This is a genomic window from Paraburkholderia sp. BR10954 (genome assembly GCF_040965775.1).
Taxonomy (GTDB): Bacteria; Pseudomonadota; Gammaproteobacteria; order Burkholderiales; family Burkholderiaceae; genus Paraburkholderia; species Paraburkholderia youngii.
Map to the genome: position 1 here is coordinate 22968 of NZ_JBFRCK010000027.1, position 13146 is coordinate 36113.

General features: G+C 64.6%; 8 protein-coding genes. 6 read left to right on the forward strand and 2 right to left on the reverse strand.

Features of this window, described 5'->3' with window-relative positions; all coding sequences use genetic code 11:
* Positions 1–143 precede the first annotated feature (143 nt).
* The 5 genes from AB4Y34_RS29635 to AB4Y34_RS29655 all read left to right on the forward strand — a co-directional run bounded on the left by AB4Y34_RS29635 (position 144) and on the right by AB4Y34_RS29655 (position 6955).
* A complete protein-coding gene (locus AB4Y34_RS29635; RefSeq protein WP_176383028.1) occupies positions 144–887 on the forward strand; it encodes a (Fe-S)-binding protein in 744 nt (247 codons plus the stop codon).
* Complete coding sequence (locus AB4Y34_RS29640) at positions 884–2287, forward strand: lactate utilization protein B (RefSeq protein ID WP_368718014.1); 1404 nt, start codon at positions 884–886, stop codon at positions 2285–2287. Before AB4Y34_RS29635 ends, AB4Y34_RS29640 begins: the two co-directional genes overlap by 4 nt.
* Positions 2274–2858 carry an LUD domain-containing protein gene (locus AB4Y34_RS29645; protein ID WP_176123751.1) on the forward strand — a complete coding sequence of 195 codons (585 nt, stop codon included), beginning with the start codon at positions 2274–2276 and terminating at the stop codon, positions 2856–2858. The genes AB4Y34_RS29640 and AB4Y34_RS29645 overlap by 14 nt, the downstream gene beginning before the upstream one ends.
* A 69-nt stretch (positions 2859–2927) precedes the next feature.
* On the forward strand, positions 2928–4697 hold the full coding sequence (locus AB4Y34_RS29650; RefSeq protein ID WP_368718015.1) for a VRR-NUC domain-containing protein: 1770 nt from the start codon (positions 2928–2930) through the stop codon (positions 4695–4697).
* Positions 4694–6955: an ATP-dependent DNA helicase gene (locus tag AB4Y34_RS29655; RefSeq protein ID WP_368718016.1), complete on the forward strand. Its 2262-nt coding sequence runs from the start codon at positions 4694–4696 to the stop codon at positions 6953–6955. The genes AB4Y34_RS29650 and AB4Y34_RS29655 overlap by 4 nt, the downstream gene beginning before the upstream one ends.
* 51 nt (positions 6956–7006) lie before the next feature.
* Here the strand turns inward: AB4Y34_RS29655 and AB4Y34_RS29660 are convergent, their stop codons facing one another.
* Positions 7007–9538 (reverse strand): mechanosensitive ion channel domain-containing protein, encoded by a 2532-nt coding sequence (locus AB4Y34_RS29660; protein WP_368718017.1) that lies wholly within the window; start codon positions 9536–9538, stop codon positions 7007–7009.
* A 418-nt stretch (positions 9539–9956) separates the two neighbouring features.
* The gene (locus AB4Y34_RS29665) at positions 9957–11384 is read right to left on the reverse strand and encodes a sigma-54 dependent transcriptional regulator (RefSeq protein ID WP_176383018.1); all 1428 of its coding nucleotides are present in this window, start codon (positions 11382–11384) and stop codon (positions 9957–9959) included.
* Between the two features lie 1326 nt (positions 11385–12710).
* On the opposite strand from AB4Y34_RS29665, the gene AB4Y34_RS29670 reads away from it, so the two are divergent.
* Positions 12711–12980 carry a hypothetical protein gene (locus AB4Y34_RS29670; protein ID WP_368718018.1) on the forward strand — a complete coding sequence of 90 codons (270 nt, stop codon included), beginning with the start codon at positions 12711–12713 and terminating at the stop codon, positions 12978–12980.
* Positions 12981–13146: the final 166 nt, after the last annotated feature.

The following is a 13146-nucleotide window of genomic DNA, read 5'->3' on the forward strand; positions in this document are numbered from 1 at the left end:
TACGCTGGCGTGGCATCGGCGGCGCGAATTGACACCGCCTACTGACTTTCTTATAGTCTTGGTCAGACCAACATGACCAAGACGGCCCGACGGAACCGCACCAGTCAATCGACATCATCCCCGCCGCATTTCCTGAAGGCCCTATGAAAGTCGCGCTGTTCATCCCGTGCTTTATCGACGCGTTCTATCCCGAGGTCGGCATCGCGACGCTCGAACTGCTCGAACGTTTCGGCATCGAGGTCGACTATCCGCAACAGCAGACCTGCTGCGGCCAGCCGATGGCCAATAGCGGCGCGCATGCGGACGCCGCCGCCACCGAGCGACTATTCGCGCGCAACTTCGCCGGCTACGACTACATCGTCGGGCCGTCCGCGAGTTGCATTCATCACGTGCGAGAGCATCTGACCGCGCTCGAGCAGACCGATGAAGTGAAGAAAGTGCGCGCAAGCGCTTATGAGTTGGTCGAGTTTCTGCACGACGTGATCGGCGCGCGCGAATTTCCGTGGGCCGAGTTTCCGCATCGCGTCGGTCTGCACACCAGTTGCAGCGCGCTGCGTCATCTGAGGCAGGCGTCGGCGTCGGAAATTGCCGGCACGCCGTTTTCAAAGCCGCGCGCATTGCTCGAAGGCGTGAGAGGCATCGAGTTCGTTAAGCCGGCGAGGCCCGACGAATGCTGCGGTTTTGGCGGCACGTTCTCGGTCACCGAAGAGGCGGTGTCGGTGCGCATGGGGCAGGACAAGGTGCGCGACCATCTGAATGCGGGTGCCGAGTACATCGTTTCGGGTGATATGTCCTGCCTGATGCACCAACAGGGTTGCGCCGAACGCATGAAGGCCGACGCGCGCTTCATTCATATCGCGCAGGTTCTCAATGGAGCACGCGCATGAGCGGCGATCATCACCGCATCGATCACGCCAAAGCCGCGGGTTCTTTTATCGGCAAAACCGAGCATGTCGCGTTTCACGACAAGCGTCTGTGGGACCTGCGCGAGAAGCGCGATGCGCAGGCGCACGGCATTGCCGAATGGGAAACGTTGCGCTCGCTGGCGTCGGGCATCAAGGAACACACGCTGTCGCATCTGGCCGACTATCTGGAGCAGTTCGCGGCGGCCGCCGCGGCCAATGGCGTGGTCGTGCATTGGGCGGCGAACGCGGAAGAGCACAACGCGATCGTCCACCAGCTGATGTCCGAGCGCGGCATGACGACGCTCGTGAAGAGCAAGTCGATGCTGACCGACGAATGCCGGATGCGCGAGTACCTCGAACCGCGCGGCATTACCGTGATGGAGACGGACCTCGGCGAGCGCATCCAGCAGCTCGATCATCAGGACCCGAGTCATATGGTCGTGCCGGCCGTGCACAAGCTGCGCGCGGACGTGGCCGAACTGTTCGGCCGTACCATCGGCACCGATCCGAAGAATAGCGACATCCATTATCTGGCCGAAAGCCAGCGCATGAATACCAGGCCGTATTTCGTGCGCGAGAAGACGGCTGGCATGACCGGCTGCAATTTCGCGGTGGCGGAGACGGGCACGGTCGTCGTCTGCACGAACGAAGGCAATGCCGATCTTTCAGCGAACGTGCCGCCGTTGCATATCGCATCGATCGGAATCGAGAAGCTGATACCGAAGGTGTCGGACCTCGGCGTGTTCGTGCGCATGCTGTCGCGCAGTGCGTTGGGTTCGCCGATCACGCAGTACACATCGCATTTTCGTGCGCCGCGGCCGGGCACCGAGATGCATTTCATCCTCGTCGATCATGGCCGTTCCGAACGGCTCGCGATGGAGGACTTCTGGTACTCGCTCAAATGCATCCGCTGCGGAGCGTGCATGAATACCTGTCCGGTGTATCGCCGCAGCGGCGGCCTGTCGTATGGCGGCACCTATTCGGGGCCGATCGGCGCGATCATCAATCCGACTTTCGATCTGAAGCGCTATAGCGCGCTGCCGTTCGCATCGACACTCAACGGCAGTTGCACGAACGTGTGTCCGGTGAAGATCAACATTCACGAGCAGATCTATAAATGGCGCGCGGTGATCGCCGAGCAGCACGAAGTGCCCTTCGTGAAGCAGGAAGTGCTGAAGATGGCGGGGCGTCTGCTATCGAGTCCGACCTTGTATCGCGCGACGCTGGCGTCGATGGGCAGCGCGTTACGGCGGCTGCCGAATTTCGTGCTGTACAACCCGCTGAATATCTGGGGCCGGCAGCGCGAATTGCCGGAAGCGCCGAAGATGACTTTCCATGCCTGGTACAAAAAGAATCGCGGAGGCGGCAATGACAACGCGTGAGGCTTTTCTTGCCAAAGTACGCGCCGCGCAACCGGCCGCGCGGCCGCGTCCCGACGTGCCGCTGTTCGATGCGGTTGGCGGCGATCTGCGAGCGCGTTTCACGGCGGCGCTGCAAACGATGGGCGGCACTTGCGTCGAGGCAGCAAGCGCGAGCGACGTTAGCGAACTGATTCGCGAGCGTTTTGGCGCGGCGGTATCGATTGCATCGGCGAGCGCGCAAGTGCCGGGCACGCGCGTGATCGGCGCCGATACGGACCCCGCGTCGCTGCAGGACGTCGACGTCGGTGTGGTGCGGGCGCGCTTTGGCGTTGCCGAAACCGGCTCCGTGTGGTTCAGCGAGCGCGAATATGTGGTCAATGCCTTGGGCTACATCGTCCAGCATCTGGTCGTGTTGCTCGATCCGGCGCAATTGCTCGATGGACTGCAAGACGTCTATCGTCGCGACGATTTTCGCAGCGCGCGCTACGCGGCGCTGGTTACCGGCCCTTCAGCCACCGCCGATATCGAGGGCGTACTGATTCGCGGCGCGCAGGGCGTGCGCTCGTTGACGGTCGTGTGGCTCGCAGCCTGACGCGCGGCAGATACCGCGCCGGACTTTGCTATCATCACTGTATAAACATACAGGTCCTGCACAAAGTCCGTGGCAACCGATGCTCGCTCAGAGATCCGCTCTGAGGCCCCTTACTATCTGCTGAATTTCGAGCGCGCGTTGGCGTGGCTCGCCGCGCGTTACGACGACCTGCTCGACGACGAAGAGCACGCTTTTCTGAGCACTTTCGCGACATTGCCGCAGGCATCGCGTGCGTTGCTGGTGCGCATGCTGATGCGCAAGGGCATGTTGTTTCGCGCGAGCCGCCTCGTTTATGAGGAAATCGGCTGTCCGTTGCAGGCGGCGATGCCGATGACGGTGCATCGCTGGATCGACACCGAGCCGGCTCTATCACTCGACGATCTGTTTGCCCTCAGCACGCGTGCGCAATTGCTGGAGATGTTCGCGGACGCGTTCGCGCGAATTCCCGGCGCAAAGGCATTGCGCAAACCGGATCTGCTCGAAACGCTGCGCGCGCTTTACGAAACTGAAAGCGGCGAAGCGCAAGCATGTCCATCACGTCCGCTCGCCGCGTGGCACGACGCCACTACGGACCGCGTGCTGCACGTTGCGATCGCGCCGTTGTGCGATCGCTTGCGGCTGATGTTCTTCGGCAATCTATATCAGGACTGGTCGGAGTTCGTGCTCGCCGACCTGGGCGTGTTCCAGTACGAGAAGGTCGCGTTCGGCCCGTCGTCGCGCGCGTTCCAGAAACGCGCGGACATCGACGTTTATCTCGCGCTGCACGCGTGCCGCGAAGCGCTCGAATGGCTACCGGTCGACACCGGCGCCGCCACGCTTGAAGAACTGATCACGACCGTCCGCGCGATCGATACTGCGAATCCGTGGCTGGAAACGCGTCGCGCGAAACTGCTGTTCCGGATCGGCCAGGAGTGCGAGCGGCGCGAACAGTGGAGCACCGCACTCGAGGTGTACGACGCATGCGCGTGGCCGGGTGCGCGTCATCGACGCATGCGCGTGCTCGAGCGCAGCGGGCGTGACGGCGAAGCGCTCGCGCTGGCTTTGCAGGCCGATGCAGCGCCCGAGAGCGAAGAAGAGGCGCAGCGTGTCGCCCGGATGTTGCCGCGCTTGCGGCGCAAATGCAGCGTGCCAGTGCCGCGCGCGGCGGCGGCGCGACGGGTGGAGCGCGGCACGCTGGTGCTGCCGAAGCCTGACACGCCGGTGCCCGTCGAATACGTGGTGCGCGATCATCTGAGCAGCGACGCCGCGCCGGTGCACTACGTCGAGAACGCGCTGATCAATTCGCTGTTCGGCCTGCTGTGCTGGGAGCCGGTGTTCGCGGCGCTGCCCGGCGCGTTTTTTCATCCGTTCCAGCGCGAACCGGCCGATCTGCACGCGCCCGATTTTCACGCGCGTCGCGCCACGCAGTTCGCGGCGTGCTTCGCGCAACTCGATAGCGGTGTGTATCGCGACACGATTCTGCGGCATCTGCATCAGAAGACCGGTATGCAGTCGCCGTTCGTATTCTGGGGACTGTTGACGCCCGAACTCGTCGCGCTTGCGCTCGACTGTCTGCCCGCCGAACATCTGAAGCGGTGGTTCGAGCGCTTGCTGCGCGACATTCGCGGCAATCGTTCCGGCTTGCCCGACCTGATCCGGTTCTGGCCGGCCGAGCGTCGCTATGAATTGATCGAGGTGAAAGGCCCCGGCGATCGTCTGCAGGACAACCAGATCCGCTGGCTCGCGTACTGCGCGCAGCACGGCATGCCGGTGCGCGTCGTCGACGTGCGCTGGGCCGGGCAAGAGGCGCAGGGCGCAGCGGACGTCGCGACGCGAGCCGAAGCGGAGCGCGTCGTATGAGCTACGTGGTAGCTGTCCGCGCGATGTGCGAATTCACCGCGCGGCGCGGCGATCTCGATCTGCGCTTCACGCCCGCGCCGACTTCGCTCGAAGGCATTGCCGGTCATCAGATGGTCGCCGGCCGTCGCGCGGGCGGCTACGAAACCGAACTCACGCTGACGGGCACGCATCGCAGTCTGACCGTGCGTGGCCGCGCGGACGGCTACGATCCAATCGCGAACCGGCTCGAAGAAGTGAAGACCTATCGCGGCGATCTCGCGCGCATGCCCGCCAATCATCGCGTGCTGCACTGGGCACAAGCGCTCGTCTATGGGCATCTGCTGTGCCGGGCGCGCGGGCTCGGCGAACTGACGGTTGCGCTGGTGTACTTCGATATCGGCAGTCAGAAGGAAACCGTGCTGACACAGCAGCACAGCGCGGGCGAACTCGAAATCTTCTTCGTCGACCAGTGCGAACGATTTCTCGATTGGGCCGTGCAGGAAGACGCGCATCGCGCTGCGCGCAATGCGGCGCTCGTCGAGTTGCAGTTTCCGTATGGGCAGTTTCGCCGTGGGCAGCGCGAGCTCGCGGTGGCCGTGTATCGTGCGGCGCGCGACGGCAAGCCGTTGATGGCGCAGGCGCCGACCGGCATCGGCAAAACGCTGGCGACGATTTTTCCGTTGCTCAAAGCCTGCGGCGAAGACCGGCTCGATCGCGTGTTCTTTCTGACCGCGAAGACGCCGGGCCGCGCGCTTGCGCTCGATGCGATCGACTCGCTGCACCAGAGCGCGCCGTTGCCGCTCAGAACGCTCGAACTCGTCGCGCGCGACAAGGCCTGCGAGCATCCGGATAAAGCCTGCAACGGCGAGTCATGTCCGCTCGCGCGCGGCTTTTACGATCGTCTCGATGCGGCGCGTGCCGCGGCGCTGGCGACGCCGCGGCTCGATCGCGCGGCGGTGCGCGAGGCCGCGCTCGCGCACGACGTGTGTCCGTACTATCTGGCGCAGGAGCTCGCGCGCTGGGCCGACGTGATCGTCGGCGATTACAACTACTACTACGACGCGAGCGCGATGCTGCATGCGCTCACGCAGATCAACCAGTGGAGCATCGGCGTGCTGGTCGATGAAGCGCACAACCTGCTCGAACGCGCGCGGCGCATGTATACCGCGTCGCTCGATCAAAGCGCGTTCCGGCTCGTGCGCAAGAGCGCCCCCGCGGCGCTGAAGAAACCGCTCGAACGCTTGCAGCGCGAATGGAATGCGCTGAAGCGCGCGCAGACGGCCAGCTACCAGGTGTACGCGGAGATACCCGGAAAGTTGCTATCCGCCGCGCAGAATCTGATTGGCGCAGTGACCGATCAGCTCGCCGACGCGCCGTTGTCGATCGACGAACACGCGCTGCGCTTTTTCTTCGATGCGATGCACTTCGTCGCGCTCGCCGAGCAGTTCGGCGAGCACTCGATGTTCGACGTGACATTGAGCGCCGACCGTTACGCGCCGCGCGACAAAACCAGTGCGACGCTATGCGTGCGCAACGTGATCCCCGCGCCGTTTCTCGCGCCACGCTATGCGGCCGCGCGTACCACGGTGATGTTCTCCGGCACGCTGAATCCGCAGCATTTCTATCGCGACACGCTTGGGCTCGCCGACGATACGCAATGGCTCGATGTCGAAGGACCGTTTCGCGCGGAGCAGTTGCAGGTGCACGTAGCGGCTCATGTATCGACGCGCTGGCGCGATCGCGAGCGCTCGCTCGCGCCGATCGTCGAACTGATTGCGAAGCAGTACGACACGCAGCCCGGCAATTATCTCGGGTTCCTGAGCAGTTTCGATTATCTGCAACGCGTGGTCGCGCTGCTGCGCGAGCGGCATCCCGGCTTGCCGGTGTGGACGCAGGAGCCCGGCATGGACGAAGCCGCGCGTGATGCGTTTCTCGCGCGCTTCAGGACGATGAATCAGGGAATCGGCTTCGCGGTGCTCGGCGGCGCGTTTTCGGAGGGAGTGGATCTGACCGGACAGCAACTGATCGGCGCGTTCGTTGCGACGCTCGGTCTGCCGCAGGTCAACGACGTCAACGAGCAGATGCGCCGCGCGCTCGATGCGCGCTTCGGCAATGGCTACGACTATATGTACCTGTACCCGGGATTGCAGAAAGTCGTGCAGGCGGCGGGGCGCGTGATCCGCACCGAACAGGATCGCGGCGTCGTGCATCTGATCGACGACCGCTTTCGCAGGCCGGAAGTGCGGCGCCTGTTGCCGCGCTGGTGGCAGGTTCGCTAGCGCTGTGTGGCGCTAGCGAACCTTTACGCGTGCGACGCGCGGCGTGTCACGTCACGCGTGCGGCGAGGTCGAGCCCGGATTGGCGGGCGTACCGGGGCCACCGGCCGGGCTCGGATCGACGGGGATCTGATCGTCGAGCGGCGCGTCGCCCTTGTGCGGAGTGTGCTCGCCGCCATCAGGCTGTCCAACGTGGAGGATGCGCGGCACGCCCGCATCGACCTTGGCCTTGCTCGCCGGGTCCCACGTGAGCAGATGGCGCTGCGGATTCGCGATCTCGATGCCGAGCTCGCTGAAGCGCTCGAGGATGCGCCGGTTGAACTCGCGTTGCACGCCCCAGCGCGACGTATCGCGGCATTGCATCTGGCCGGCCAGCGTGATCGCCGAACCGTCGACCGCATCGACGCCCCAGAACGAGAAGTCCGCCAGGATGCCGTCCTTGAACTTGTCATCCGCGCGCAGCGATGCGCCGATTTCCTTCAGCGTGTCGATCGCGCGCTCGACGTCCTGGCCGAACACGATATTCACGCGCACCGCCGCGTTGCCGATGCCGCGATTCGTGTTGTTCACGGTCGACACCGAACTGAACGGCACCGTAAACAGCGAGCCGTCGCTGCCGCGCAGGCGCACGGTGCGAATCGACAGATATTCGACGGTGCCCGACACGCCCGCGAGCGTGACCCAGTCGCCGACCTGCATCGCGTTTTCCATCAGCAGGAAGATGCCGGTGATGAAATCCTGCACCAGCTTCTGTGAGCCGAAGCCGAGCGCGACGCCGAAGATGCTCGCGCCCGCGAGCAGCGGCCCGATGTTCACGCCGAGTTCGCTCAGTCCCGTCAGCACGACGACGAGCGCGATCACGCAGAACAGCGCGCTGCGCAGCATCGGCATCAGCGTGCGCAGGCGCGCGGCGCGCACCAGATCGCCGCTGCTCGTCCAGTCGTCGAGGCGGCGCTCGGCCGACACGTTGACCACCTCCCACACCACCAGCGCGATGATCGCTGCGACCGCGATCGTCGCGAGCGCCGAGGCGAGGCGGTGGCCGATCGTGCCGCTGCGGAACAGATCGACGACATCGACGCCCCACGCCTGCAACAGCACGAACGCGGTGACAATGCCGATGACCCAGCCGATCACGCGCCGCAGCGCCGGATAGTATCGGTACGCGTGCTGATGCACGAGCGAGCGCGACGCTTCGTCCTGCACGTGGAAGATGCGCGCGAGCGCACCGAAGATCACGATCGACACGAGCCGCGCGCCGATCAGTATCGCGAGCGTCATGCCGCCGATATTCACGAGCGCGTGATAGCCGTTCTGTACGTCGAAGGCCCACACGAACCACAGGCCCATCACGATGACCACGGCAACCCAGGCCCACGCGTCCGCGAGCGCGTGGCCGAACATCTGCAACGACTCGTGCGCGGAAAAGCGAATGCGAATCCGGTTGGCAACCGGCTTCGCACAGCGCAGCACGAGGATCGAGATCATCACGTGACCGACCAGCGCGACCACCTTCAGCAGCGCGAGATGCGCGGCGTCGTTCATGCCGAGCGCCTGCGCGACTTCGGCTAGCGCTACGCCGGCGCCGACCACGCTGACGATCCGCACGATCCAGCCGAGGATGAACGCGGCCCACGCATCGCCCATGCGCAGCAGCCGCAGACGCGGCGCGCTCGGCTGCAGGAAGAACGCGCCGACGATCACGACGCAGCGGCACACCACATAGACGTCGATCAGCGAATCGAGCGCGCGGTCCTGCGGCGTGCCGTTGTCGGTGATGATCGAAATCACCGCGCTTGCCGCGGCGACGAACACGGCAAGCGGAATCAGCCTGACCAGCGTGATAAGCAACGCGCGCGGCAGACGTTGCAGCAGCGTCCAGTGGTGCGTCGCGTTGCGCTTGCCTTCGGCTTCGATCGCGCGGCCTTTCTCGGATGGCGTCGCGTACGGCGCGGCGCCTGCGTCACGCGTGGAAGGAGGCGCGCTGCCGTTGTCATCCTGCTGCGCGGCTTCGCGGCGCGCAGCGATCGCCCGGTAGATGCGCCGCAGCAGCCGGCGCGTCAGCCATTCGAGCAACAGTGCGGGAATCAGCGCGGCGAGCAGCGACGACAGCACCTTGAGCAGCACCACGCGCGCGTGCGGGTTGGCGAACTGCCAGTTCCACCATGCGCGCACCGAAGCGACATCGAGCAGCGCGGCGACCGAGCCGCGCAGCGAGGTCGCGAGATAGCCGGCGTAATGCGCGCCCTGACGCGCGATCTGCGACGCGAGGCCATTGCTTTTGAACGCGGCCGGCACGAGCGAGGCTGCGCCGCTGGCGGCGGCCGGTGCCGACGCGGCCGCCGGTGCCGAAGCCGGCGGCGCGCTCAATGCGCCGGCCGCGGCGATCGCCTGCAGCGTATCGGCGACCTGCGCGCGGCGCTTGGGGTCGTTCAGGACGGAGAGCGCGTCGCGAGCCTGCTGAGGTGTCAGCGTGACGGCGGCGGAAGCGGGGGTGGAATGGGCGGGCTCAGGCGCGGCGGCGAACACGGGCGCCGCGCCGGCGACCAGAAAAATGAAAAAACAGATACGGAGAAATTTTTGCATGGGGTGTAGAGCGGGACGAAGCCAGGGCGGACGATTGTGCCGGAACGCAGGGCTGTTTCAGCGGGGCGACCCCGGACGGACACGGGTTCGGGCGCTGAAGTTCCTGCGGCGGAGGCCCGCCGGACGGGCGAAAGGGCCGCGAGGGCGGCGCTCGCCGGATGGGGCGTTGAGCCGATAGCATAGCCGATGATGGCCGGCAGGCCTGGTGAAGTCGGCAGAAAGCCTGCCCGGAAGGCCCCGTGGGCGAGGCGGCGCAAGGGGTCGGAGGCCGCTTGCCGGGTGGCAATGCTGGCGGTGACGCAGGGACGCGCCGTATGACTACGCTAGCTGCAAGCAGAGCGCTTGTGAATCTTCATCGATCAATTGCTGTCACCCTACGCTGCTAAGCGTTCACTGCAAAAAACGCTTAAATCCGCGCTCATGCCAACGAAGAGGTCTGGCGCTCGGCTTCGTCGCCGGCATCGGGACCGCTGCTCGCGCCGCGTCCGGGTGGCTCCTGATGCAGCCGGTTCGCGTGCATCAGCCGGTACAGCGTTGCGCGCGAAATGCCAAGTTCGGCGGCCGCATCGGACAGCTTGTAGCCGTGTCGCAGCAGCGCGTTCTCGATCGCATCCTTTTCAGCCTTGCTGCGGATTTCCGCGAGCGTGACCGCCGGGCCATTGTCGGCCTCGGGCAGGCCCAGGTCGCTCGCCGTGATGAAGCGGCCCTCGCTCATCACGACTGCGCGGCGCACGCAGTTGATCAGCTCGCGCACGTTGCCGGGCCACGGATAGTTCGACATGGCGACGATAGCGTCGCTCGACAGCCCGCGCAGCTTGCGCGCGCCGTCCTGCTTGTACATGCTGAGCGCGTAATTGGCGAGCAGCTTGATGTCGCCGCCGCGCTCGCGCAGCGGCGGCTCGACGAGTCGCAGCACGCACAGCCGGTGATAGAGGTCGGAGCGGAAACGGCCGTCCTCGACGGCGCGCTCCAGGTCGACGTGGGTGGCCGAGATCACCCGCACGTCGACGCTGATCGGACCGTTGCCGCCAAGCCGCTCGATCGTGCCTTCCTGCAGGAAGCGCAGCAGCACCGCCTGACATTCGTGCGGCATGTCGCCGATTTCGTCGAGAAACAGCGTGCCTTCATGCGCACTCTCGATGCGGCCGATCTTGCGTTGCAGCGCGCCGGTAAATGCGCCGCGCTCGTGGCCGAACAGTTCGGCCTGCAACAGGCTCGGCGGAATCGCCGCGCAATTGATCGCGACGAACGTGCGGCCCGCGCGCGGCGAGCGATCATGAATAGCACGAGCGGTCAGCTCCTTGCCGGTGCCCGATTCGCCTGCGATGAACACGGGTGCGTCGGTCACGCCGCATTTGTCGATGCGCCGGTAGAGCTGCTGCATCGGCTCGCATTGACCGACCATGCCGTGACGGCCGACCGACGGCTCCGGCGCGACGCGCGGCTGACGCAGGTTCGACAGCCCATGAGCGTGGCCGAGCGCGAACACGAGCCGCTCGTTGAGCCACGGCTGCGTGACGAAGTCGAAGCAGTAATCGAGGATGAAACGGCTGACCAGTTCGTTGTCGGCCTGGCCCGGCACGATCTGCGCGACCCAGTTGGTCTCGACGCGGCGCATGCACAGCGCGAACGCGGATAGCTGCTGAGACGTGCAATCTTCGGGCAACTGCACGAGACCAACTTTGATGTTGCCGCGTTCGATCATGCGTTCGGCCACGGCCGTGCTTTTTGCGTGCACGGCTTGCCATCCCGACGCGCCCAGAAACTCGGCGAGTTTCTGGTCGGGCGCGTTCGCCACGTACAGAACGGTGCGTTCCGTGTCGGCCGGCGTGCAAGTCGTAGTCATGATTCCCCCCGTTCGATCCTCAGGACTGCTGTGCGGCGTTGTGAGATTCAGGCGGCCAGTTACTGCACTCCGGCTGCGACGCATTCACGGCAGCAGCGAACACGAACAAGGGACACTGCAAGCGCGGCGCGAACCGGAACGCGCTGCATGGCGGACCGATTCATGCAATGGCGGCGACCTTGTCGTTCATTGCTGAAACTGCCCGGCGACTTTATCCCCGAATCGTGAAAACCACTTGAACCGTGGCTTACCTCGTTGACCTGATACAAGCGCTCTGATTGGCGCATGGCCTAACGATAAGCGAAAGCGCCTGAAAGCGCCAGATAAAAGAATCATGGATCAGGAATGCGTGTTGGCTTTCGGATTAACACGGATCACTAATGAATAAACGGTCAAGATCGGTTATGCGAGGAATCGCACATTGCGTAGCAATTGCCCTGGTATTAAGGCGTGACTAAAACTGACGAAGCGTAAGCAGTCGTGTTTCACAGTTGCGACAGATTGGACAGCACGAGTCGACTGCGCTTTGCCGTGCCGGGCGGGACGCTTTTGCAACCTCGAGGAACGGCGAAGCCGCGTGTAGCCGGCCTTGCGGCCAGCCTGGAGGCTGGCGAGAGGCAGCGGGGAGCGCGCTTTGCCGCCAACGCGCGGCGAATTGGCGTGTCAGAAACGAATCAATGCGCGCTGCGCCAAAAATCGGGCAGGCTCGCGCCGCGTCGAAAGCAAACCGATTTCACGGCAGCATGAAGCTTTGACGGGCGCCTTACCGATTGTTAAGCGAGTTGGCATAAGCGTTGCAATAAGGTCTGCACAGAAAAATGTTTGCAGCCATGTCGACGGTACGGGGAAAACCGGATTAAAAAAGACTGGCGGTAAAAAGCTCACTCGCAGGCATGGTCGGGGAAGCCATCAAGTGTCTGCGGGAGCGCGGCGGGGCCTTATTAAATACGTGAGAAAAACGGTTGAGTGGCGGACCGGTATGACGGCCATTCAAAACCGGACCACAAAAAGGGCATCGACTTCGCCGTTTTTCCTTTTCGACTTTTTGTCCTGACGACGCGAAAAGGATGGCGATAACGACAGGCAACGCGCTGGCGACGTTCGCGAGCGACGCGCCGCAAAGGGAAGGGGCAGCGCCGGATCAGGACCGGCCGGCGCGATGAAGCGGGGAGAGAGGCCATCGTCTCCACAGAGAGACGAATGTACGAGGTGAACCAGGGGCCGTGTCCGTGGGTTGGCACGGGCACGGCATCCTGACCCGACGGCCGGGGCGCTGCAGCGAAGCGGCGTAACCTGGCGCAAATCCGATCGACATCGGGGGCTGTCATGAAACCACTACTGATTCGCAGGCCGGCCGCTTCGGAGGGAACGGGGCGCATTTACCGGCGCTATGTCGCGGCGTCCCGCGCGCGCTTTTTCGCGCAGGCGGCGGGGTCGTCGGTCGATCTGCTGGCGCTCGTCGTCGCCGAGGCGCTCCAGCGCCGCGCGCAGGCCGAGATCCGCCGTGGCGTGCTGCGCGACGCGCTGTACGAGATGCCGGTGCGCGCGGAACGCAGCGCGGCGCATCGGCGCGACGACGATGAAGACGACGTCTGACTCTGGCTGCTCGATACCGGCTCGCGACGGCCGTACAGGAATTCGATAACACCGTTTGCCGGCTCATGGTTTTCACGGAGGAGCGCCGCGCTAAGGAGTTCGCGCCGAAGCCTGCGTCGTCGATCGTGAACACACGACTTGAATAAAAACCCGCGCATGACGCGCC

Coding starts and splice junctions, on each gene's coding strand:
- AB4Y34_RS29670 (WP_368718018.1), top strand. CDS start 12,711: ATGAAACCACTACTGATTCGCAGGCCGGCCGCTTCGGAGGGAACGGGG.
- AB4Y34_RS29655 (WP_368718016.1), top strand. CDS start 4,694: ATGAGCTACGTGGTAGCTGTCCGCGCGATGTGCGAATTCACCGCGCGG.
- AB4Y34_RS29665 (WP_176383018.1), bottom strand. CDS start 11,384: ATGACTACGACTTGCACGCCGGCCGACACGGAACGCACCGTTCTGTAC.
- AB4Y34_RS29660 (WP_368718017.1), bottom strand. CDS start 9,538: ATGCAAAAATTTCTCCGTATCTGTTTTTTCATTTTTCTGGTCGCCGGC.
- AB4Y34_RS29640 (WP_368718014.1), top strand. CDS start 884: ATGAGCGGCGATCATCACCGCATCGATCACGCCAAAGCCGCGGGTTCT.
- AB4Y34_RS29645 (WP_176123751.1), top strand. CDS start 2,274: ATGACAACGCGTGAGGCTTTTCTTGCCAAAGTACGCGCCGCGCAACCG.
- AB4Y34_RS29635 (WP_176383028.1), top strand. CDS start 144: ATGAAAGTCGCGCTGTTCATCCCGTGCTTTATCGACGCGTTCTATCCC.